Annotated in this window: 22 protein-coding genes and 1 tRNA gene; 13 read left to right on the top strand and 10 right to left on the bottom strand. The window is 73.2% G+C overall.

From position 1 onward, the window contains the following. Positions 1-77 precede the first annotated feature (77 nt). Entirely contained in the window at positions 78-1688 is a 1611-nt protein-coding gene (locus AB0O36_RS09950) for a helicase HerA-like domain-containing protein (RefSeq protein ID WP_365106680.1), read from the bottom strand. Positions 1689-1776: 88 nt separating this feature from the next. On the opposite strand from AB0O36_RS09950, the gene AB0O36_RS09945 reads away from it, so the two are divergent. After that, the gene (locus AB0O36_RS09945) at positions 1777-2073 is read left to right on the top strand and encodes a type II toxin-antitoxin system VapB family antitoxin (protein WP_099173160.1); all 297 of its coding nucleotides are present in this window, start codon (positions 1777-1779) and stop codon (positions 2071-2073) included. A 79-nt stretch (positions 2074-2152) separates the two neighbouring features. Then, positions 2153-2815, top strand: a complete 663-nt coding sequence (locus AB0O36_RS09940; RefSeq protein ID WP_365106677.1) for a LytR C-terminal domain-containing protein — start codon at positions 2153-2155, stop codon at positions 2813-2815. Positions 2816-2923: 108 nt separating this feature from the next. Here the strand turns inward: AB0O36_RS09940 and upp are convergent, their stop codons facing one another. Further along, positions 2924-3559: a uracil phosphoribosyltransferase gene (gene upp, locus AB0O36_RS09935; protein WP_365106674.1), complete on the bottom strand. Its 636-nt coding sequence runs from the start codon at positions 3557-3559 to the stop codon at positions 2924-2926. 242 nt (positions 3560-3801) lie between these two features. Here upp and AB0O36_RS09930 point away from each other — a divergent pair, with 242 nt between their 5' ends. From AB0O36_RS09930 to AB0O36_RS09890, 9 genes are all read left to right on the top strand, one after another. Further along, positions 3802-4008: a hypothetical protein gene (locus AB0O36_RS09930; RefSeq protein WP_365106672.1), complete on the top strand. Its 207-nt coding sequence runs from the start codon at positions 3802-3804 to the stop codon at positions 4006-4008. 306 nt (positions 4009-4314) lie between these two features. Continuing rightward, on the top strand, positions 4315-4860 hold the full coding sequence (locus tag AB0O36_RS09925) for a hypothetical protein (RefSeq protein ID WP_365106924.1): 546 nt from the start codon (positions 4315-4317) through the stop codon (positions 4858-4860). Positions 4861-4868: 8 nt separating this feature from the next. After that, positions 4869-5390 carry a tRNA adenosine(34) deaminase TadA gene (gene tadA / locus AB0O36_RS09920; RefSeq protein WP_365106669.1) on the top strand — a complete coding sequence of 174 codons (522 nt, stop codon included), beginning with the start codon at positions 4869-4871 and terminating at the stop codon, positions 5388-5390. 82 nt (positions 5391-5472) lie between these two features. Further along, positions 5473-5557: transfer RNA gene (locus tag AB0O36_RS09915), tRNA-Ser, on the top strand. An 87-nt stretch (positions 5558-5644) separates the two neighbouring features. Then, the gene (locus AB0O36_RS09910; RefSeq protein ID WP_365106666.1) at positions 5645-5935 is read left to right on the top strand and encodes a hypothetical protein; all 291 of its coding nucleotides are present in this window, start codon (positions 5645-5647) and stop codon (positions 5933-5935) included. A gap of 394 nt (positions 5936-6329) precedes the next feature. After that, positions 6330-6491, top strand: a complete 162-nt coding sequence (locus AB0O36_RS09905) for a hypothetical protein (protein WP_365106663.1) — start codon at positions 6330-6332, stop codon at positions 6489-6491. 252 nt (positions 6492-6743) lie between these two features. Continuing rightward, the gene (locus AB0O36_RS09900) at positions 6744-7586 is read left to right on the top strand and encodes an RNA polymerase sigma factor SigF (protein ID WP_365106661.1); all 843 of its coding nucleotides are present in this window, start codon (positions 6744-6746) and stop codon (positions 7584-7586) included. Positions 7587-7807: 221 nt separating this feature from the next. Continuing rightward, entirely contained in the window at positions 7808-8656 is an 849-nt protein-coding gene (locus AB0O36_RS09895) for an RNA polymerase sigma factor SigF (RefSeq protein WP_365106658.1), read from the top strand. A gap of 83 nt (positions 8657-8739) precedes the next feature. Continuing rightward, positions 8740-9588, top strand: coding sequence for a hypothetical protein (locus AB0O36_RS09890; RefSeq protein WP_365106655.1), 849 nt, complete (start codon positions 8740-8742; stop codon positions 9586-9588). 77 nt (positions 9589-9665) lie between these two features. Here AB0O36_RS09890 and AB0O36_RS09885 read toward each other — a convergent pair whose 3' ends face one another. Next, the gene (locus AB0O36_RS09885; protein WP_365106652.1) at positions 9666-9893 is read right to left on the bottom strand and encodes a hypothetical protein; all 228 of its coding nucleotides are present in this window, start codon (positions 9891-9893) and stop codon (positions 9666-9668) included. Between the two features lie 117 nt (positions 9894-10010). Between AB0O36_RS09885 and AB0O36_RS09880 the strand changes: the two genes are divergently transcribed. After that, positions 10011-10472 carry a MarR family winged helix-turn-helix transcriptional regulator gene (locus AB0O36_RS09880; RefSeq protein ID WP_365106649.1) on the top strand — a complete coding sequence of 154 codons (462 nt, stop codon included), beginning with the start codon at positions 10011-10013 and terminating at the stop codon, positions 10470-10472. Between the two features lie 145 nt (positions 10473-10617). Further along, the gene (locus AB0O36_RS09875) at positions 10618-12213 is read left to right on the top strand and encodes an MDR family MFS transporter (protein WP_365106647.1); all 1596 of its coding nucleotides are present in this window, start codon (positions 10618-10620) and stop codon (positions 12211-12213) included. Between the two features lie 12 nt (positions 12214-12225). Here the strand turns inward: AB0O36_RS09875 and AB0O36_RS09870 are convergent, their stop codons facing one another. From AB0O36_RS09870 to AB0O36_RS09840, 7 genes are all read right to left on the bottom strand, one after another. After that, entirely contained in the window at positions 12226-13002 is a 777-nt protein-coding gene (locus AB0O36_RS09870; RefSeq protein WP_365106644.1) for a nucleotidyltransferase domain-containing protein, read from the bottom strand. Next, positions 12999-13640 carry a TetR/AcrR family transcriptional regulator C-terminal domain-containing protein gene (locus AB0O36_RS09865; RefSeq protein ID WP_365106642.1) on the bottom strand — a complete coding sequence of 214 codons (642 nt, stop codon included), beginning with the start codon at positions 13638-13640 and terminating at the stop codon, positions 12999-13001. The genes AB0O36_RS09870 and AB0O36_RS09865 overlap by 4 nt, the downstream gene beginning before the upstream one ends. A 160-nt stretch (positions 13641-13800) precedes the next feature. Beyond that, entirely contained in the window at positions 13801-15975 is a 2175-nt protein-coding gene (locus AB0O36_RS09860) for a glycosyltransferase family 39 protein (protein ID WP_365106639.1), read from the bottom strand. Continuing rightward, complete coding sequence (locus AB0O36_RS09855; protein ID WP_365106637.1) at positions 15972-17297, bottom strand: glycosyltransferase; 1326 nt, start codon at positions 17295-17297, stop codon at positions 15972-15974. Before AB0O36_RS09855 ends, AB0O36_RS09860 begins: the two co-directional genes overlap by 4 nt. 25 nt (positions 17298-17322) lie before the next feature. Then, positions 17323-18897, bottom strand: coding sequence for a HAMP domain-containing sensor histidine kinase (locus AB0O36_RS09850; protein WP_365106635.1), 1575 nt, complete (start codon positions 18895-18897; stop codon positions 17323-17325). 32 nt (positions 18898-18929) lie between these two features. Further along, on the bottom strand, positions 18930-19721 hold the full coding sequence (locus tag AB0O36_RS09845; RefSeq protein ID WP_365106632.1) for a response regulator transcription factor: 792 nt from the start codon (positions 19719-19721) through the stop codon (positions 18930-18932). A gap of 176 nt (positions 19722-19897) precedes the next feature. Then, positions 19898-20737 carry an amidohydrolase family protein gene (locus AB0O36_RS09840; RefSeq protein ID WP_365106921.1) on the bottom strand — a complete coding sequence of 280 codons (840 nt, stop codon included), beginning with the start codon at positions 20735-20737 and terminating at the stop codon, positions 19898-19900. Between the last annotated feature and the right edge of the window lie 78 nt (positions 20738-20815).

Below are 20815 nucleotides of genomic sequence, written 5' to 3'. Positions count from 1 at the left end.
CCGCACCGGCCTCGCACCGGCCGCACCGGCCCCGCACCGGTCGCACCGGCCCCGCACCGGCCCATCCGCCCGTCGCCTCAGCGGCGCCGCCGGGCGGTGCCGAAGACCGAGCGGGAGATCTCCCGGCCCAGCTGGGTGCCGATCGACCGCGCCAGGGAGCGGAACAGGCCGCTCCCCACGACCTGTTCGGCCAGCGAGGGTTCGGGCTTCGGCGCCTTCGCCGCCGTCCTCGCCGCGGCCCGCGCCCGCTTCTCCTCCTCGGCCGCGGCCGCCGCGGCCTCCGCCCCGGCCTCCGCGGCCGCCTGCTCGGCGCTGATCCGCTCGTAGGCCGACTCCCGGTCGACCGGCTCCGCGTACCGCGGCCACAGGAGCGAGGACTTCACCGCCCGGTCCAGCGCGGCCGCGTCCACCGGGCCCATCAGGGACTGCGGGGCCCGCAGCCTGGTCGCGGCCACCGGCGTCGGCGCACCGTTCTCGCTCAGCACGGTGACCACGGCCTCTCCCGTCCCCAGCCGGGTGAGCAGCTCCTCCAGGTCGTACTCCGAATCGGGGAACGTGCGCACGGCGGCCCGCAACGCCTTCGCGTCGTCCGGGGTGAAGGCCCGCAGCGCGTGCTGCACCCGGTTGCCGAGCTGCGCCAGCACGTCGGCGGGCACGTCCTTGGGCGTCTGCGTCACGAAGAAGACCCCGACCCCCTTCGACCGGATCAGCCGCACCGTCTGGGTGATGGACGCCAGGAACGCCTTCGACGCCCCGCTGAACAGCAGGTGCGCCTCGTCCAGGAAGAAGACCAGCTTCGGGCGTTCGAGATCGCCGGCTTCCGGCAGGTCGTGGAACAGGTCGGCCAGCAGCCACATCAGGAACGTGGAGAACAGCTGCGGTTTGTCCTGGACCGCCGGCAACTCCAGTACGGACACGACCCCGCGCCCGTCGGGGGCGGTCCGCAGGAATTCGCTCGTGTCGAATTCGGGCTCGCCGAAGAATTCGGAGGCGCCCTGCTGCTCGAATGCCGTGAGGGCCCGGAGAATCACGCCCGCGGTCACCGTGGAGAGCCCGCCGATCCCCTTCAGTTCCGCCTTTCCGCGGTCCGACACCAGGAATGCGACGACCGCCCGGAGATCCTTCAGGTCGATCAGTTCCAGGCCCTTGGAATCGGCGTAGTGGAAAATCAGCCCGAGGGACTGCTCCTGTGTCTGGTTGAGCTCCAGCACTTTCGACAGGAGAACGGGGCCAAAGCTGGTGACCGTGGCCCGCACCGGAATTCCCGTACCGATACCGCCCAGTGCGTAGAACTCGGCCGGGCATCCGGCCGGCTCCCACTCCTGGGCCACTTCCCGGGCCCGTCCGGCGACCTTCTCCCCGGGCACGCCGGGCGCCGAGATGCCCGACACGTCGCCCTTGACGTCCGCGAGGAACACCGGCACGCCGTTCGCCGACAGCTGTTCGGCGATCAGCTGGAGGGTCTTGGTCTTGCCGGTGCCCGTCGCACCGGAGACCAGCCCGTGCCGGTTGAGCATCGACAACGGCACCCGGACCTGGTGTTCCGGCCGACAGGCGCCGTCCCACAGCAAGGCACCGAGGTCGAGCGCCGGTCCGGTGAACGCGTACCCGGCCGCGATCGCCTCCGCCCCGGCCGCCGTTCCGGCCGCGGCCCCGGTCGCCGGGGTCCGCGGGGTGCTGTCGCTCATATCTCACTCCCGGAATAGCCCTGTTTGACACCTTTGCATCACCGTCGCGAGGCTGCGCCCGCAGGCGCGGGACCGGTAGGCTTTCCGTGTGATCTTCAAGCGCATCGGAAACGGGCGGCCGTACCCCGACCACGGCAGGGAAACCACCCGGCAGTGGGCGGACGTCGCGCCGCGCCCGGTCCGGCTCGACCAGCTGGTGACCACCAAGGGCCAGCTGGATCTCGAAACGCTGCTCGCCGAGGACTCGACGTTCTACGGAGACCTCTTCGCGCACGTCGTGAAATGGCAGGGCGACCTGTACCTGGAGGACGGGCTGCACCGCGCCGTGCGCGCCGCCCTGCAACAGCGCCAGGTACTGCACGCGCGGGTACTCGAACTGGGCTGATTGCGCCTTTCGGGTCTGCTCTGCACTATCAGCAGATCATTTAGTAGGCATCGTCACCGGGCAGCACTACGCTGCGCCCATGAGCATGCTCACTCCCCCCGGCATGGGCGGAAAGTACCGCGTAACGGGAACCGCTTACCCCCGCCTCTCCCGTCCCCGGCGCCGCCGCCGGATCGTGCTCGCCGTGATCGGCGCCGTCATGGCGCTCGGCCTGCTCGGCTACGGGACGCTCCAGCTCGTCGGCGTGTTCGGCGGAGACGGCAAGAAGACCGCCGCCGGCAAGGACTGCGTCCACGGCACCCGGGCCGGCCAGGGCAAGCAGGGCGGACAGGCGGTGCCCGCCGCGGCCTCCAAGGCCCCCGCCGTGGTGCTCCCGCAGCCGGGGCAGATCACGGTCAACGTGTACAACGCCACGCCCCGCGCGGGACTGGCCAAGGCCGTCGGCGACGAGCTGAAGAAACGCGGCTTCGTCATCGGCAAGGTCGGCAACGCGCCCGCCGACTTCGACAAGAAGGTCCCCGGGCCCGGGATACTGCTCGGCTCGGCCCGCACCGACAAGGCCGCCTACTCCGTGCTGGCGACCCAACTGGCCGGCACCACCCAGCAGACCGACACCCGCGAGACCGCGGACATCGACCTGATCCTGGGCACCGGCTTCACGGCGCTGACCGCCAAGGAGACCGCGGACAAGGCGATGGCCGCCCTGGCCCAGCCCTCGCCCGCACCCTCCGGCAAGTGCTGAGGCCCGGCCCGGCGCGGCCGCTCCCGGCCGCGCCGCAGGCCTGACCGGCCGCCGTACGCCCTGCGCCGTACGCCGTGAGGCCCTACGCCGTGCGGCCGTACGCCATGGCTACTCGGCCGCGCCGTACATCCGGTCGCCCGCGTCGCCCAGGCCCGGGACGATGTAACCGCGCTCGTTGAGCCGCTCGTCGACCGAGGCGGTGACCACGGTCACCGGCTGGCCCGCCAGGTCGCGCTCCATGACCTCGATGCCCTCCGGCGCGGCCAGCAGCACCACGGCCGTGACGTCGTCGGCACCGCGCTTGATCAGCTCCTGGATCGCAGCGACCAGCGTGCCGCCGGTGGCCAGCATCGGGTCCACGACGTAGACCTGGCGACCGGAGAGGTCCTCCGGCATGCGCGTCGCGTAGGTGGAGGCCTCCAGGGTCTCCTCGTTGCGGACCAGGCCCATGAAGCCCACCTCGGCGGTCGGCAGCAGCCGGACCATGCCGTCCAGCATGCCCAGGCCCGCCCGCAGGATCGGGACGATCAGCGGCCGCGGGGTGGACAGCTTCACGCCCGTGGTCGGGGCGACCGGCGTCTCGATGTCGGCCTGCTCGGTGCGCACGTCCCGGGTGGCCTCGTACGCGAGCAGGGTCACCAGCTCGTCGGCGAGCCGCCGGAAGGTCGGGGAATCGGTGCGCTTGTCGCGCAGGGTGGTCAGCTTGTGCGCGACCAGGGGGTGGTCGACGACGTGAATCCGCATGACCCCACAGTAACCGCGACGACCGGCATGTGAGACCGCCCCGGCCTGCGCGCACGCCGCCGCCGGGCCGACCTGACAGGAACCCGGGACGGACGGGAACGGGAACCCGCGGTGGACGGAAAACGGCTGCGGGAGACCCGCCGGAGACTCTGGCATCAAGCGGCCGGTCCGGGGGAAGGTGGTCGCGGGGGGTCTGCTCCGCGACGCGGAGGAGGACCACGTACCAGGCGGGACGGTGGCCGATGCCGGACGACCGGCCGAGCACGCAGCCGATGACGGAAGAGAAGGAACCCGATACGCCGGAGACCACGGCGGAGCGCCGGGCCCGCCGCGCCCAGTTCCTGCGCGATCTGAACGAGGCGCGGGAACTGCGGGACCGGGTCCAGCCGCGGCGCGCCCGGGCGGCGCGGATGCGCCAGCAGATGCGCATGCGCACCTTCCGCTGGTAGCCGCCGCGGACCGCCCGCGGGCCCGTGGGCACCGCGCGGTACCGTGCCCCCGCGGGCCCGGCGCCGCCCCGGCGCGACCCGCGGCGGCAACCGCCGCATCCCCTACGACAGCCCGCCCGGCTGCCCTCCGCGCAGGCGGCACGGCACGACGCAAGCGCGGAAGACCTCTCGCAAAGCCGCTGTTTCTGCCACGATGCCGATGGGGCGGGGCACGAAACGCCAAGCACGACGGCCGTTCCACCCTCCGGCCTCCGGCCGGGGGGACCTCCAACCGGCATCACGCCTATGACCAGTGGGAGAGTCACGGTGTATTTCGCCGCACTGCTCGCGCGCACCGAAGACGGGTGGGAAGCGAGCGACATGGAACTCGACGACGTCGAGTCGCTGACCGATCTGACCGATCTCGCCCGCGCCGCCGCGGTCGACGAGGACACGGTGGTCGCCTTCATCGAGCAGGAGGGCGGCTGGTTCGCCGTCGTCCGCGTCGATGGTGAGGACGACCCGCGGATCTTCGTCTCGCAGGCCGCGCCGGCCGCCCGCAGCTCCTACGGCTCGATGCTCACCGACGAGCTGCTGGGCAGCGACGGGGACGACGACAACGAGCTGGACGAGCTGGACCTCGACGGCACCGAGGACGGCGAGGAGGAGGTCGCCGCCTCCTACGACGAGGACGAGGACGACGGCGCGGCGGGAACCGGCGCCGACCGGGCCCCCGCCGGCCCGCTCGGGGACCCCGACCTGCTGGCCGACCTCGGCGTGAGCCGCAAGCAGCTGCTCACGCTGGACGAGGACGCCCTCGGCGAGCTCGCGGAGGCGCTGGGCGCGACCGACGTCCTGGAGACCGTCCGCTAGTGGACCAGGTGAGCCGTCCACACCCCGCCGGGGACACGCAGGCGTACGGGACCGGGGACGCGCACGCCCCCGATCCCGTACGGGACCCGTGGCGGGACGCCATGCGCCTGGCGCTGGCCGAGGCCGCCCGCGCGGTGCCGGCCGGTGACGTACCGGTCGGCGCCGTCGTGCTCGGCCCGGACGGCGCCGTCCTGGGCACCGGCCACAACGAGCGGGAGGCCGGCTCCGACCCGACCGCGCACGCCGAGGTGCTGGCCCTGCGCCGCGCCGCGGCGGAGCTCGGCGAATGGCGGCTCCCCGGGTGCACCCTGGTGGTCACCCTGGAACCGTGCGTCATGTGCGCCGGGGCCCTCGTGCAGTCCCGGGTCGCGCGGGTCGTCTACGGAGCCGGCGACGACAAGGCGGGCGCGGCCGGCTCGCTCTGGGACCTCGTACGGGACCGGCGGCTCAACCACCGGCCCGAGGTGATCCGCGGGGTGCTGGAGGACGAGTGCTCCGCCCTGCTCACCGCCTTCTTCCGGGGGCGGTGACCCCGGCCGCGCGGGCGGGGTGAGCGGAACCACGCGGAACGGATTTGCAAAGCACTCCCCGGGGTGGGCTAGGATCTCTCTCGGTGGTGTGTCCGAGTGGCCGAAGGAGCTCGCCTCGAAAGCGAGTATGGGGCAACCCATCGGGGGTTCAAATCCCTCCACCACCGCTCTGGACGAGAGCCCCGGTTCGTACGAACCGGGGCTCTCGTGCGTGTCCGCCGTGACCGCCCCCGCGCCGGGGCCGTTGTCACGGCATGACCAAGACCCAGCGCATGCTCGCCGCCCTCGCCCTCGCGGGGGCCGCCGCGGGCCTCGCCGCCCCCACCGCCTCCGCCCTGCCGGTGGGTGCCCCCCTGGCCCTGCCGGACCTGCCGCAGCCCTCCGGAATGCCCGCCGGCGCCCAGCCGCGCTCCGTACAGGAGATCGGCGGCCGGCTGAACAGCGGACTGAACCAGGCCAACGCGCTGATGGAGGTGCCGAACCAGCTGGCGCCGCTGGTCTCCCAGGTGGAGCCGGTGATCGGCCTGACCGGCGCCCTCGAGTAGGGGCCCGTACGGCCCACGGGCAGGCCCGTACGGCCCCCGGGAACGCACGGAAGGCCCCGGCCTGAGCCGGGGCCTTCGCGGGTGGGGACGGGGGAAGCGGGGTCACAGGGGGCGAGCCGCTCCCCCCGGCGAGGAAGGACCGAAGGTCCGGGCCGCCGTCAGGGGGGAAGCGTGCGGCCCGGAACCCCGCAGTGAGGTCCGTTCCCCGTCCCTCCGGTTTCCTGCCAGAACCGGGGGGCACACGGACAATCCTGCGCTTCCGCCCGCCGCACGGCAGGCGGCGAAGGTCCCCGGTCCGCGGGCCGTTGGTCCTTAAAGACCGGGTGAGTGCCGAACCCGACCGGGTTAGACTCACCCGACTCAGCAGGACCGGCAGGGGAGGCCGAAACCGCTCGTGGACACCAGGAAGCTCATCACGGGCGCGCTCACCGTGTTCGCCCTCTTCGTCATCATCACCCAGCCCAAGAGGGCCGCCGAGTTGGTGGAAATCGGCTTTCAGGGCATATCCGATGCCGCCAAGGGAATCGGCGAGTTCATGACCGAACTGGTGACCTGAGTCCGTACGCCGGTCCGTTTTCCCGGACCGCCCTGCGGCCCGCAGGCCCTCCACCGAAGACACGTGGGGGGCCTTACGCGCACCCGCCCCCGGAAACATCACCACAACAGCCCGCAGAATGTCCAACTTGCCCTCAACACGGCGATATACGGTGCTTGCACACGGTGCACATCTCTTGTGATGCTATGACCGCTTTTGCAAGTTTGCGGCCGTGCTGAGCGACCGCATTGACATCGAAGGGGTGGCGTGACCGTGCCGGCCAGTTCTGCGCCTCAGGTGCCACCCCAGCAGGAGTCCCCCGAGGAGCCCCCGGCCCCCGCCAGACCGGCCGGCAGGGGCGCGGACACCCGGGCGCTCACCCAGGTCCTCTTCGGGCAGCTGAAGGGCCTGGAGCCGGGCACCGGCGAGTACAACCGGGTGCGCGGGGCGCTGATCGAGGCCAACCTCCCGCTGGTCCGCTACGCGGCCGCCCGGTTCCGCAGCCGCAACGAGCCGATGGAGGACGTCGTCCAGGTCGGCACCATCGGGCTGATCAATGCGATCGACCGGTTCGACCCGGACCGCGGCGTGCAGTTCCCCACCTTCGCGATGCCCACCGTGGTCGGCGAGATCAAGCGCTACTTCCGGGACAACGTCCGGACCGTGCACGTCCCGCGCCGGCTGCACGAGCTCTGGGTCCAGGTGAACGCGGCCACCGAGGACCTCACCACGCTGCACGGCAGGGTCCCCACCACCCCCGAGATCGCCGAGCGGCTGCGCATCTCCGAGGAGGAGGTGCTGTCCTGCATCGAGGCGGGACGCTCCTACCACGCAACCTCGTTGGAGGCCGCCCAGGAGGGCGACGGGCTGCCCGGCCTGCTCGACCGGCTCGGCTACGAGGACCCGGAGCTGGCCGGGGTCGAACACCGCGACCTGGTCCGCCACCTCCTCGTACAGCTGCCCGAGCGGGAGCAGCGGATCCTGCTGCTGCGCTACTACAGCAATCTGACGCAGTCGCAGATCAGCGCCGAGCTCGGGGTGTCCCAGATGCACGTCTCCCGGCTGCTCGCCCGGAGCTTCGCCCGCCTGCGATCCGCAAACAGGATCGAGGCGTAACCGGAACGGGTGGAGATCGCTCGGCCGGTTTCCCGACAGATCGGGCTCATTCCCGTCTGTCGCTGCACTGATATGTCGACTTGGCGCTACAGCGTGTTGCCGACATGTGACATTCTGCTGGAACCGCGTTTGCCGCAGCCCCGCCGCCGGTATTCAGGTTGAGGCTGCGTTCCTCCGACGGACGCGCCCGACGCGACCGTCCGCGACCTCAAGGGGGTGGCATGTCCGTAGACCAGGGCAGCTCCAAGGTGCTCACGCTCGTCAAGAGCGAGGCTTCCACTGCACCCACGGCGTCTGACCGCTCGGAAGCCATCGACACCCGCACCCTCTCCCGCTCCCTCTTCCAGCGTCTCGCCGCCCTGGACGCGGACAGCCCCGAACGGGCCTACGTACGCGACACCCTGATCGAGCTGAACCTGCCACTGGTGCGTTACGCCGCGGCCCGGTTCCGCAGCCGCAACGAGCCGATGGAGGACATCGTCCAGGTCGGCACCATCGGGCTGATCAAGGCGATCGACCGGTTCGACTGCGAACGCGGCGTGGAGTTCCCGACGTTCGCGATGCCGACCGTCGTGGGCGAGATCAAACGATTCTTTCGGGACACCTCCTGGTCGGTCCGGGTCCCCCGCCGGCTCCAGGAGCTGCGCCTGGCGCTGACCAAGGCGAGCGACGAGCTCGCCCAGCGCCTCGACCGCTCCCCGACGGTGCCCGAACTGGCCGCCGTACTCGGGGTGTCCGAGGAGGAGGTCGTCGACGGCCTGGCGGTCGGCAACGCGTACACCGCCTCCTCGCTCGACTCCCCGTCCCCGGAGGACGAGGGCGGCGAGGGCTCCCTCGCGGACCGGCTGGGGTACGAGGACACCGCGCTGGAGGGCGTCGAGTACCGCGAGTCGCTGAAGCCGCTGCTGGCCAAACTCCCGCCCAGGGAACGGCAGATCATCATGCTGCGGTTCTTCGCCAACATGACCCAGTCGCAGATCGGCGAGGAGGTCGGCATCTCCCAGATGCACGTCTCCCGGCTGCTGACGCGGACCCTGGCCCAGCTGCGGCAGGGCCTGATCGGCGAATGAGCCGGTCGGCGGGCCGGCCCGCCGACCCGTTCACCCACCGCCCGGGTATGGAGATTTGACGGAGCGTCAGTGACACTGGCGCGATGCGAAGGCGACCGCTCGGAGCGCTCACCCTGCTGTCGGCGTGCCTGGCCGCCGCGACCCTGACGGGTTGCGGCGGTCAGGGGCGTGACGGCTTCGTGGCCGTGGGCGGGGCGGGTGCGGGCCCGGAGCGGTCCGCGGGACAGACCGTGCCGCCGGAGGGCGGGGTGGAGTTGCAGCCGCTCGCCGGGCCGTCCGCGGGCTCCCCGGCGGGCCCGTCCGGCGCTTCGGGGACGTCCACGACCACCGTCACCACCGGAACGACGGGAACGTCAGGCACCGGTGGTACGGGCGGTACGGCGGGCACTCCGCCCGGTACGACCGGCCCGGGCGGCGATCCCGGACCCGGCCGGCCGGGCACCCCCGGCGCAACGCCTCCCGCCACGGGAACGCCCCCCGGCACGGGAACGCCCTCGGACCCGGACGATCCGACCGCGCCCGCGCCACCCCGGCCGGGCACCCCCACGAGACCGCCCGCCACGGAGCCGCCCACGGGAAGGCCGCCGACGGCCCCGGCGCCCGGCCCCACGCCCCCGGCCTCCCCGGCGAAGCTGGTGCTCGGCACGCCCACGCTGGCCGACACCGGTGAGCGCCGCTGCGAGCAGGTCACCGTACGGTTCACCAACACCGGTGGCACTGCGGTCCGTTCAGGCACGGTGACGTTCACCGTCGACATCCTCGGCGACCTGCTCGGCGCGCGCTGGGGCACGGTCACCAGCGAGCAGCCGCTGCCCGCACCCCTCGCCGGCGGGGCGGCCCGGAACCGGACCTACACGGTGTGCGTGGAGGCGTGGCGGGTACCGCTGGGCTGGCACATCGACACCCGGCAGGTCACGGCCACCTGGCGGTAGCCGACGGCCGGGCGGCGCGAGGAGTCAGTCGCGAGGAGTCAGCCGCAAGGGCCGGTCGCGGGGCCGGTCGCGAGGGGTCAGTGCAGGGCCACCCAGGCCGCGCAGCCGACCAGCAGCAGCATGGCGACGCCGAAGGCGAGCCAGCCCACCTGGGGTCCCGCACCGGACTGCTGCCGGCGTCGGCCGCCCGCGGCCGGCGCCGGACCCGCCTGCTCGCCCTCGTCCACGAAGGCGCGGAACATCTGGGTGCTGCCCGCGGGGTCGTAGTTGCCCTCGGGGCCCTGTGCGTTGCTCTGTGCAGCCATGGACCAGGACCCTAGCGGGTTTTCCGGTTCCTTTACCGCCCGCACCCCATGATTCATTTGCCTGTATCAACCATCCTCTTCTATGGTTGCCCCAAGCAACAAGATGGGAGGTGCTCCATGACGGTCCCCGCGGTCCCGTACGAGGAGCTGGCCCGCCAGCTCAGCGGAATCGGCGCGGTCAGACGCGACCTCGCCCGCGCCCTCCCCGCCGACTGCCCGCCCGGCCCCGCCTCCGTGCTCACCGTGCTCGACCGGCACGGCGAGATGCGGATGGGTCGGCTGACCGAGCTGCTCGCCGTGGACATCTCGGTGACCAGCAGGCACGTGGCCCACGTCGCCGAGCGCGGCTGGATCGACCGGGAGACCGACCCGGCCGACGCCCGCTGCCGCATCCTCCGGCTCACCCCGGCGGGCCGGCTGCTGCTCGCCGAGCTCGCGGCCCGGTACACGGCCGCGCTCGAAGGGGCGCTGGCCGACTGGCCCGCCGCGGACGTCGACGTACTGAGCACGCTGCTGGCGCGGCTGCGCCGGAGCTTCGGGCCGCCGTCCGCGGACGGTCCGACGACCGCTGACCGCTGACCGCTGATCCCTGCCCCCTGACCCACGGCAGCCGACCGCCGACCACTGACCACTGACCGCGATGGCCCGCTGCTCACTGCGGCCGGCCATGGCCGGCCGCTGCCGACTGCCGCTGCCGCCGACCCCAAGGACACGAAGGACACCCATGGCCACGACCGCCGCGCCCGCACCGCCCGACAGCGGCACCACCACCATGACCATGACCCATCCGCAGATCATGAAGGCCCTCTCCGGCCTGATGCTGGGCATGTTCGTCGCGATCCTGTCCTCCACGATCGTCTCCAACGCCCTGCCGCAGATCATCACCGACCTCGGCGGCACCCAGTCCTCGTACACCTGGGTGGTCACCGCCGCCCTGCTCTCGATGACCGCCGCCACCCCGCTGTGGGGCAAGCTGGCCGACCTCTTCAGCAAGAAGCTGCTGGTCCAGATATCCCTGGTGATCTACGTCCTGGGATCGGTCGTGGCCGGCCTGTCCCAGAACACCGGCATGCTGATCGCCTGCCGGGTGGTCCAGGGCATCGGCGTCGGCGGCCTGTCCGCCCTCGCCCAGATCGTGATGGCCGCGATGATCCCGCCGCGCGAGCGCGGCCGGTACAGCGGCTACCTCGGTGCCGTGTTCGCCGTGGCCACCGTCGGCGGCCCGCTCCTCGGCGGTGTCATCACCGACACCGAGTGGCTGGGCTGGCGCTGGTGCTTCTACGTGGGCGTGCCCTTCGCGGTGATCGCGCTGATCGTGCTCCAGCGGACGCTGCAGCTCCCGGTGGTCCGGCGCGAGGTCAAGGTCGACTGGCTCGGCGCCTCCCTGATCAGCGCCGCGGTCTCGCTGCTCCTGATCTGGGTCACCCAGGCCGGGGACTCGTACGACTGGCTGTCCTGGCAGACGTACACGATGACGGTCGGCGCGGTGGCGCTGGGCGCCCTGTTCGTCCTAGTGGAGTCCCGGGCGAGCGACCCGATCATTCCCCTGCACCTCTTCCGCAACAAGACCATCAGCCTCGCCTCGGCGGCCTCGCTCTTCGTCGGCGTGGCCATGTTCTCGGGCACGGTGTTCTTCAGCCAGTTCTTCCAGCTGGCCCGGAACGAGTCGCCGACCATGTCCGGCATCCTGACCATCCCGATGATCGGCGGGCTCTTCGTCTCCTCGACCGTCTCCGGCCAGATCATCACCAAGACCGGCAAGTGGAAGGCGTGGCTGATCGCCGGCGGTGTGCTGCTGACGGCCGGCATGGGCCTGCTGGGCACCCTCCGCCACGACACCCCGTACTGGCACATCGCCTGCTTCATGGCCCTCACCGGCCTGGGTCTCGGCATGATGATGCAGAACCTCGTCCTCGCCACGCAGAACCAGGTGGCTCCGGAGGAGCTGGGCGCGGCCAGCTCGGTCGTCACCTTCTTCCGGTCGCTCGGCGGCGCGGTGGGCGTCTCGGCGCTGGGCGCGATCATGGCCCACCAGGTCACCGGCTACGTGAAGGACGGCCTGACGGAACTCGGCCCGAAGGCGGCGGCCCTGGGCCACGGCGGCACCGCCGGGGGCGGCATCCCCGACCTGGACAAGCTCCCGGCGCCGTTCCGCGAGGTGTTCGAGTCGGCGTACGGACACGCCGTCGGCGACGTCTTCCTCTACGCGGCACCGACCGCGCTGGCCGCGCTGCTCCTGGTGCTCTTCATCAAGGAAGTCGCCCTGAAGGGCCGCACCCCCGCCGAGCGTGAGCCGGCCGGCGAGGAGCAGCCCGTATAGGGCCCGTCCGGATCAGGCGGGGGCGGCGGAGAGCCGGGACCGCACCACGAGCCCGTGCAGGTCGTGGTGCACCCGCTCGCCGGGGCGGTCCGGCAGCGTGGTGGCGGCCTGCGCGTCGTCCAGTACGGCGCGCAGCCGCTCCACGTCCTCGGCGATGCGCTCCCGGGCGACCCCCGTCGGCTCCAGCGCCCCGTGCTCGGCGGCGCTCTTCGCCCCGATCAGCTCCGACAGGTAGGAGGGCGCCTCCGCGACCTCGCCGGTCAGGGTGGGCAGATCGGCCTGGACCTCGGCGCTGCGCATCAGGTGGATTCCGGTGAGGAGCACCCGGAAGGTGTAGAGGAGCGGCTTGAGTTCGCCGGTCTTGCCGAACAGCCGCCACTGGGTCTCCGCGAAGCCGCGGTAGTGGTGGGCGTGGTGCGAGGTGAGCACGCCGGGCGCGAGGGCGACGAGTTCGGCGTGCGTACCGCTGGTGTGCACGACCAGCGGGGAGAGCAGCTGCTCCAGGACGTAGCCGTTGCGGCGCAGCATCAGCCGGACGAACTTGCGCAGGTCATGGGTGACGAGGTCCATCTCGACCCCGTCGCGCGTCCACATCCGGGAGCGGGTCTCCTCCGGCTCGCGCAGGCCCAGGAGCTCCTCGGCCGGGAGGAGGTGCACGCCCCGCAGGTCCACGTCGGAGTCGCGGGACGGGAAGCCGTAGAGGTGCGCGCCCGAGACGGTGGCGAAGAGCAGCGGGTCGGGCTGCCCGGCGATGACCGGTTGCAGGTCGATGGTGGCCAGATCTGTCATGCTCCGAGCATCCCAGAGACCCTCTCGCCGGCCGGGCCCCGGGCCTTGGCCGTGATTCCGGCGATGAGCACGTCGAGGGCGGCCCCGAAGGCCCCCTCCGGAACGCGCCGGCCGGCGCCCCCGCACCCGCGGAGGAAGTGCGCCACGGCGAGGTGGGCGCCGGCCCGGGAGTGCCCGGCCAGACCGGCGCCGTCCAGCAGGCGCAGCAGGGCGGAGTCCAGGGCCCGGGCGTGCGGCCCGCCCTCGTCGCAGTCGGCGGCGAGCCGTGCGGCCCACGGATGCGCGGCGAGCACCCGCCGGTACCCGCAGGCGAGCTGCCGCAACCCCAGATCCCAGCGCCCGTCGCCCACCGGTCCGTCCACCGGTCCGTCCACCGGTCCGACCACCGGTCCGACCACCGATCCGTCCTGCGTTCCGTCCGCCGCCACGGGCACCTCGCCGATGACCCGGTCGAGTGCGAGCCCCAGCAGGTCGCGCTTGGTGTCCACGTACCAGTACAGGGACATGGCGGTGACCCCGAGCTCCCCGGCGAGCCGCCGCATGGAGAAGCGCCCGAGCCCCTCGGCGTCCAGCAACCGCACGGCGGCACCGGTGATCCGCTCCCGGTCCAACCCGACCGGGCCCGCTTCCCGCACCATGGAGCACCCTCCTGAAGCGCCCGCCATCCACCCGCCATGCCCGGCTCCGCCCTGTTCATGCTAGGGCGTTCCACCTGCGGCGCTTTGACACACCGTCGACGGGGCGGGTCGGGGGCGGAGCCCCGGTTTCGGGCAGGGGTGGTGTGGGGGACCCGCAGGGTCAGCCGGTCGGGGCGGTCAGGTCGTAGAGGGTGGTGCCGTCCACCTCGACGGGCGTGTGGTTCGCCTCGACCCATTCGGCGATCGCCGAACTGCCGGAGCCGCCCGGGCCTCCGCCGCGCATGCCCTGGCCGCCGCCGACGTAATAGTGGATCTTCCCTGCCTTCACGTACTCCTGGAACCGCGTCAGCGTGGGCGACGGGTCGCTTCCGTTGAAGCCGCCGATCGGCATCACGGGCCGTTCGCTCGCCAGCTGGTAGCTCGCCGCGTTCTGCGCTCCGACGGCCGCCGCGGCCCACGTGTACCGGCCGGAGTCCTCGCGGAGCATCTCCTTCACCTTGTCGGAGACCCGGGCGCCGTCGAGCAGACCACCCATGCCGCCGCCCGTTCCCATGCCCCTTCCCAGGTCCGTGCCCGTGCCCGTGGCCCCGCCCGTCTGCGGGCCGGTGGCTCCGCCCGTCTGCGGGCCGGTGGCTCCGCCCGTCTGCGGGCCGGTGCCGGTGCCGGCGCCAGGGCCGCCGGGGACCATCCGGCCGCCGCCCGGCCCCATCGGCATGGCGCCCCGCACACCGCCCCGCCCGCCGGCGAAGCCGCCCGGCGGCTGTCCGCCCTCGCCGGCCCGGAACATCCGCGGGCCCCGGCCTCCGCCGAAGCCGCCCGCCACCGACGGGCCCGCCGTCACGATGGAGCCGGTGTGCGCGGTGTCCACCGTGGTCAGGGAGTACGCCGACGGCCCCGCCAGCGCCGCGCCCAGCGCCAGCCCCGCCGCGCCCAGCGCGACCGGACGGCCCACCCGGCCCGCCGCCGCCAGGCCGCCCGCCGCCACCAGCCCACCGGCCAGCACCGCCCACCGCAGCCCCGGCAGGTAGTCCGGCGAGCGCGACAGCAGCACGTACGACCACCAGGCGGTCAGCGCCGTCACCCCGGCCAGGGCAGCCGCGGCGGCGAACCCGTGCCGCTCCTCCCACAGCACCGCCACGCCCATGCCGACCAGCGCCGCCACGTACGGCGCCAGCGCCACCGTGTAGTACTCGTGGAAGATGCCCTGCATCCAGCTGAACACCACACAGGTGACCAGCAGGCAGCCGCCCCAGGCCAGGAAGGCCGCCCGGCCCATGCTCTCCAGCGAGTCGCTGGCCCGCCGGGCCCGCCAGGTCACCACCAGGCCGGCGACCAGCAGCACCAGCGCCGCCGGCAGCAGCCAGGAGATCTGGCCGCCCACCCCGTCCGAGAACAGCCGGCCGATCCCGGTCTCCCCCCAGCCGCCACCGCCACCGCCGCCGCGGAAGCCCGGACCGGTCGGCGCCTGCGCGCCGTACGGGACCTCCACGCTGAGCACCGGCCCCGTGCCACCGCTGCCACGGCCGCCCACGCTGCCGACCTCGTCGCCGTTGAGCCGGCCGAGCCCGTTGTAGCCGAAGGTCAGCTCCAGGAAGGAGTTCGTCTGCGAGCCCCCGATGTACGGGCGGGAAGACGCCGGCCACAACTCCACCACCGCGACCCACCAGCCGCCGGCGACCACCATCGCGGCACCCGCCAGCGCCAGCTGGCCCAGCCGTCGGCGCAGCCGGGTCGGCGCGCAGACGGCGTAGAGCAGGGCCAGCGGCGGCAGGACGAGGAAGGCCTGCAGGGTCTTCGCCAGGAAGGCGAAGCCCAGCGCCACCCCCGCCCACACCAGCCACTTCGTCCGGGCGCCTTCCATCGCCCGCAGCACGCAGTACACGGCCGTGGTCAGCAGCAGTGCCAGCAGCGCGTCCGGGTTGTTGAAGCGGAACATCAGCGCGGCCACCGGCGTCAGCGCGAACACCGTGCCCGACAGCAGCGCCGCCCCCGGCCCGAACTGCCGCCGTACGGAGGCGTACAGCACCGCCGTGGTCGCCACCCCCATCAGTGCCTGGGGGGCCAGGATCTGCCAGGCGCCCAGCCCGAACAGCCGGACCGACAGGGCCATCGGCCAGAGTGCGGCGGGCGGCTTGTCGACGGTGATGGAGTTGCCGGCGTCCGAGGAGCCGAAGAAGAACGCCTTCCAGCTCTCGCCGCCGGCCTGCGCGGCCGCCGAGTAGAAGGAGTTGGCGTAGCCGGACGCGCTGAGGTTCCAGAGCAGCAGTACGGCCGTGGCCAGGAGCAGGGCGGCCAGCGCCGGGCGCTCCCAGCGCGGTCGGTGCGTGGTGGTCATCGGGTGTGGTCCTTCAGGTCGGTCGTGGCCCGGATCGGGGCGGTCGTGGCCCGGATGGGGTCGGTCGTCGCCCGGATCGGGGCGGTCGTGGCCCGGCGCTCGGGGAAGACCCAAGAGCGAAAGAGCAGGAAGCGCAGCACGGTGGCGGCGAGGTTCGCGGTGATCAGGACGGCGAGTTCGGTGCCGTGCGCGGGGCGGTCGGTGGCGGCGCCGAGCGCGGCCAGCGAACCGGCGGTCAGCGCCAGCCCGATGCCGAAGACCAGCAGCCCCTGCGCCTGGTGCCGCAGGGCCCGTTCGCGGCCGCGGACGCCGAAGGTGAGCCGCCGGTTGGCCGCCGTGTTGGCGACGGCGGACAGCAGCAGGGCCGCCGCGTTGGCCGTCTGCGCCCCGGTGCCGAGCCGGAACAGCGAGTACAGCGCGAGGTAGCACAGGGTGGAGAGGACGCCGATCACGCAGAAGCCGAGGAGCTGCCGGGCCAGTCCCCGCGGCACCCCGGTCAGGTCACGGTCCCTCGGGTCGTCCCCGAAGGGGCGGGCCAGCCGGTCCAGCGGCAGCGCCCCCACGGCCAGTGCCCGGCCCACCCGCCAGACCCCCTTCAGGTCCTCGACGGCGGTGCGGGCGATGTGCACGGTGGAGTCGGGGTCGTCCACCCAGTCCACCGGCACCTCGTGGATGCGCAGTCCGGCCCGCTCGGCGAGCACCAGCAGCTCGGTGTCGAAGAACCAGCCGGTGTCCTCGACCAGCGGCAGCAGCCGTTCCGCGACGTCCCGGCGGATGGCCTTGAACCCGCACTGGGCGTCGCTGAAGCGGGCCGCCAGCGAGGAGCGCAGGATCAGGTTGTAGGCGCGGGAGACGAACTCCCGCTTGGCGCCCCGGACCACCCGGGAGGTCCGGGCCAGCCGGGTGCCGATGGCCAGGTCGGAGTGGCCGGAGATGAGCGGGGCGACCAGCGGCAGGAGGGCGTTGAGGTCGGTGGAGAGGTCCACGTCCATATAGGCCAGGACGGGCGCCTCGGACCCGGACCAGACGGTCCGCAGGGCACGGCCCCGGCCCTTCTGCTCCAGCCGGACGCTGCGTACGCCGGGCACGGCGGCGGCGAGCCCGGCGGCGATCTCCGGTGTCCGGTCGGTGCTCGCGTTGTCGGCGACGGTGATCCGGAAGGCGTAGGGGAAGGTCCGGGTGAGGTGCTCGTGCAGTCGGCGGACACAGGGCTCGAGGTCCTTCTCCTCGTTGAAGACCGGTACCACCACGTCGAGTACGGGCTCGCCTGGGGCGCGGGGCGTCAGGTGCTCACGGCGCGGGAGAGTCGTTTCGGTCGGCATGCTCCGACCTTCACCGCGCGGGCTGTCACGGCCGTGTGCCGAGCCTGTGCTGCGCCTGTGAGGACTCCTGTACGAGCTCCTCCGGGAACTCCGGTACGTCCACGGGCAGCAGGGCGAGCGGGAGCCGGACCTCGAACCGCGTGTCTCCCGGCTCGCTCCGTACGCCGACCCGCCCGCCGTGGGTCGTGACCACGGCCTGCACGATGGCCAGGCCCAGGCCGGTGGAGCCGGCCTGCCGGGAACGGGAGGCGTCGCCGCGCGCGAACCGTTCGAAGACGTGGGGGAGCAGGTCCGGCGGGATGCCCGGCCCGTCGTCCGCCACCTCGATCCGCACCCACCCACAGACGGCGTCGCCGTTGCCGCCACCGCCCGATGTTTCACGTGAAACACGCGCGGTGACCGTCGTGCCCGGCGGTGTGTGCGTACGGGCGTTGGCGAGGAGGTTGACCAGCACCTGCTGGATCCGCGCCGGGTCGACCCGCACGGGGGCGGGTTCCTGCGGGAGTTCGAGCCGCCAGCGGTGTTCCGGCCCGGCGGCCCGGGCGTCGCCGACCGCGTCCACGACCAGCGGGGCGAGGTCCACGGGCCGGCGGCTGAGCGGGCGTCCGGCGTCCAGCCGCGCGAGCAGCAGCAGGTCCTCGACCAGCCCGGTCATCCGGGTCGCCTCGGACTCGATGCGGCTCAGGGCGTGCCGGGTGTCGGGGCCGGTCTCCTCCCGTCCCCGGCGGGTGAGTTCGGCGTACCCGCGGATGGAGGCCAGCGGGGTGCGCAGTTCGTGGCTGGCGTCCGCGACGAACTGCCGGACCCGCGTCTCGCTCTCCTGGCGGGCGGCGAGGGCGGAGCCGACGTGCCCGAGCATCCGGTTGAGGGCCGCCCCGACCTGGCCGACCTCGGTCCGCGGGTCCGCCTCGGCGTCCGGGACCCGCTCGTGCAGGGCCACCTCGCCGCTGTGCAGGGGCAGTTCTGAGACCCGGGTGGCGGTGGCGGCGACCCTGCGCAGCGGGCGCAGGGCGACCCCGACCAGGGCCTGCCCGGCCAGGCCGGCGGCGATCAGCCCGGCCAGGGTCACGCACACCTCGACGGAGACCAGGGTGCTCACGGTGGAGTCGACCCCGGAGAGGGGGAAGGCGAGGGCGAGCGAGCCGTCGGGGGCGGCCCGTACCCGGTACCGGCCGAGCCCCGGCACCTCCGTGTCGACCGCGCCGTCCCGGGCGCGCGGTACGGCGGCCGCGAGGGCCTTGGCCTGGGCCTCCTCCAGCGGGGTGTTGAACTCGTTGGCGGGGCCTTCGTCGGAGACGGAACGGGCGCCGCTCGGGCCCCCGCCGGCGCCCAGCCGGATCACGGCCGTACCGAGCGGCGTACCGGGCGGGAACCTGAGGTAGGGAGCCGGGGGCACCTCGTGCCCCTGCCTCGTCCCGGGGCCGCGGGAGGACATCTCCACGGCGGTGCGCAGCTGTGCGTCCAGCTGCGTCACCAGGTACGAGCGCAGGGCGAGGGTGGTGACCGTGCCGATCACCGCGCCCACGACGGCGATCAGGGCTACGGCGGACACCACCAGCCGGGTCCGCAGCGACCAGGGCCGGGCCGGCCGGCGCAGCACGGACCGGAGCCGGACACCCCCGGGCCCCCGCACTACTCGCCCGGCTTGATCAGGTAGCCGGCACCGCGCCGGGTGTGGATCATCGGGCTGAGACCGGGACCGCTCTCCAGCTTGCGCCGCAGGTAGGAGATGTAGAGCTCGACCACGTTGGCCTGACCGCCGAAGTCGTAGGACCAGACCCGGTCGAGGATCTGCGCCTTGCTGAGCACCCGGCGCGGGTTGCGCATCAGGTAGCGCAGCAGCTCGAACTCGGTGGCGGTCAGCCGGATCTCCCGGCCGCCGCGGGTGACCTCGTGGCTGTCCTCGTCCAGCGTGAGGTCACCGACGACCAGCACGGATTCGCCCCGCGCGGCCTGGGCCGCACCGGCCCGGCGGATCAGCCCGCGGAGCCGGGCCACGACCTCCTCCAGGCTGAACGGCTTGGTCACGTAGTCGTCCCCGCCGGCCGTGAGGCCCGCGATGCGGTCCTCCACGGAGTCCCGGGCGGTCAGGAACAGCACCGGCACCTGCGGGAGCTCCCGGCGGAGCCGGGAGAGGACGGTCAGGCCGTCCATGTCCGGCAGCATGATGTCGAGGACGACGGCGTCCGGCCGGAAGGCGCGGGCCGCCCGCAGGGCGGCGGCGCCGTCACCCGCGGTGCGGACCTCGCAGCCCTCGTAGCGCAGGGCCATGGAGAGCAGTTCGGAGAGGGATGCCTCGTCGTCCACGACGAGGACCCGGCAGGGCCCCCCGTCGGGACGGACCAGGGCCCCGGCGCCCGCCCGGTCCCGGTGCGGGCCGGTGACGGTGGACGTGGACGCGTGGGAGGTCGTCATCGCGGTCATGGGGAACACGCTCCCCGCGGCCTCTGAGAGCGCTCTTGCGGGTTCCTGTGAATCTCCTGAGAAACCGGCGTGCCCCGGGTGCGCCGCCGCCGCACCCGGGACCTGCCGTCCCTCCGGGCCCGATCCGGAAGACCCGGGCTGATCCGGAAGACCCGGGCTGATCCGGAAGATCCGGCCTACGCGTCGAGCGCGAACAGCCGGGCCGCGTTGTCGTGGCAGACCGCCCTGAGCCAGTCGTCGCCCAGGCCGAGCCGTTCGAGCGCGTCGAGCTGGTGGTCGTAGGGGTGGGGGATGTTGGGGAAGTCGGTGCCGAGCAGGATCCGGTCCCCCAGCGCGGCCAGCCGGCCGAGCTCCTCCGGTGGGAAGCCGCCGAGCCGTTCGGCGAAGTCGGTGAACACCATCGTGGTGTCCAGGCGGACCTCCGGGTACCGGTCGGCGAGGCCGAGGAACGCCCCGTACTCCGGCATGCCCAGGTGGGCGACCACCAGCGGCAGCCGGGGGTGCCGGGCGAGCAGCCGGGCGACCGGCCCCGGCCCGGTGTGCGGGCCCGGCACCGGGCCGGACCCACAGTGGACCACCACCGGGATCCCGGCCTCTGCGAGCAGCCCCCACACCGGGTCCAGCCGGCCGTCGTTCGGGTCGTACGCCCCGACCTGGAGGTGGGCCTTGAAGATCCGCGCACCGCCGTCGACCGCCCGGCGCACGTAGTCCGCCACCCCGTCCTCCGGGAAGAAGGTCGCGGTGTGCAGGCAGTCGGGCGTCCTGGCCGCGAATCCGGCCGACCAGGAGTTCAGCCAGGCGGCCATCGCGGGCTTGTGCGGATACAGGAGGGCGGTGAAGGCCCGGACGCCGAACCCGCGGAGCAGCGCGACCCGTTCCTCCTCCTCGTGCCGGTAGGCGATGGGCCATTCGACCCCGGTCAGCGGGCCGGCGGAGTCGAAGTGGTGCCACACCTTGTCCAGCACCCGGCGGGGCATGAAGTGGGTGTGTACGTCGACCAGGCCGGGCAGGCCCAGCCGGTCGCGGAAGCGCCGTACGGCGGCGGCGGTCCGTGCCGCGTCCTCCCCATCGGCGGCTCCGGCCGGTTCGGCCAC

Origin of the sequence: Streptomyces sp. NPDC089799 (assembly GCF_040684755.1) — a bacterium.
In the GTDB taxonomy this organism is placed as follows: domain Bacteria; phylum Actinomycetota; class Actinomycetes; order Streptomycetales; family Streptomycetaceae; genus Streptomyces.
The sequence above is the reverse complement of the archived record's forward strand: the minus strand, read 5'-3'. Positions and strand labels throughout refer to the sequence as shown.

Coding starts and splice junctions, on each gene's coding strand:
- AB0O36_RS09860 (WP_365106639.1), bottom strand. CDS start 15,975: ATGACCACCACGCACCGACCGCGCTGGGAGCGCCCGGCGCTGGCCGCC.
- AB0O36_RS09940 (WP_365106677.1), top strand. CDS start 2,153: ATGAGCATGCTCACTCCCCCCGGCATGGGCGGAAAGTACCGCGTAACG.
- AB0O36_RS09950 (WP_365106680.1), bottom strand. CDS start 1,688: ATGAGCGACAGCACCCCGCGGACCCCGGCGACCGGGGCCGCGGCCGGA.
- AB0O36_RS09880 (WP_365106649.1), top strand. CDS start 10,011: ATGACGGTCCCCGCGGTCCCGTACGAGGAGCTGGCCCGCCAGCTCAGC.
- AB0O36_RS09870 (WP_365106644.1), bottom strand. CDS start 13,002: ATGACAGATCTGGCCACCATCGACCTGCAACCGGTCATCGCCGGGCAG.
- AB0O36_RS09885 (WP_365106652.1), bottom strand. CDS start 9,893: ATGGCTGCACAGAGCAACGCACAGGGCCCCGAGGGCAACTACGACCCC.
- upp (WP_365106674.1), bottom strand. CDS start 3,559: ATGCGGATTCACGTCGTCGACCACCCCCTGGTCGCGCACAAGCTGACC.
- AB0O36_RS09910 (WP_365106666.1), top strand. CDS start 5,645: ATGACCAAGACCCAGCGCATGCTCGCCGCCCTCGCCCTCGCGGGGGCC.
- AB0O36_RS09855 (WP_365106637.1), bottom strand. CDS start 17,297: ATGCCGACCGAAACGACTCTCCCGCGCCGTGAGCACCTGACGCCCCGC.
- AB0O36_RS09895 (WP_365106658.1), top strand. CDS start 7,808: ATGTCCGTAGACCAGGGCAGCTCCAAGGTGCTCACGCTCGTCAAGAGC.
- AB0O36_RS09930 (WP_365106672.1), top strand. CDS start 3,802: ATGCCGGACGACCGGCCGAGCACGCAGCCGATGACGGAAGAGAAGGAA.
- AB0O36_RS09845 (WP_365106632.1), bottom strand. CDS start 19,721: ATGACCGCGATGACGACCTCCCACGCGTCCACGTCCACCGTCACCGGC.
- AB0O36_RS09875 (WP_365106647.1), top strand. CDS start 10,618: ATGGCCACGACCGCCGCGCCCGCACCGCCCGACAGCGGCACCACCACC.
- AB0O36_RS09865 (WP_365106642.1), bottom strand. CDS start 13,640: ATGGTGCGGGAAGCGGGCCCGGTCGGGTTGGACCGGGAGCGGATCACC.
- AB0O36_RS09890 (WP_365106655.1), top strand. CDS start 8,740: ATGCGAAGGCGACCGCTCGGAGCGCTCACCCTGCTGTCGGCGTGCCTG.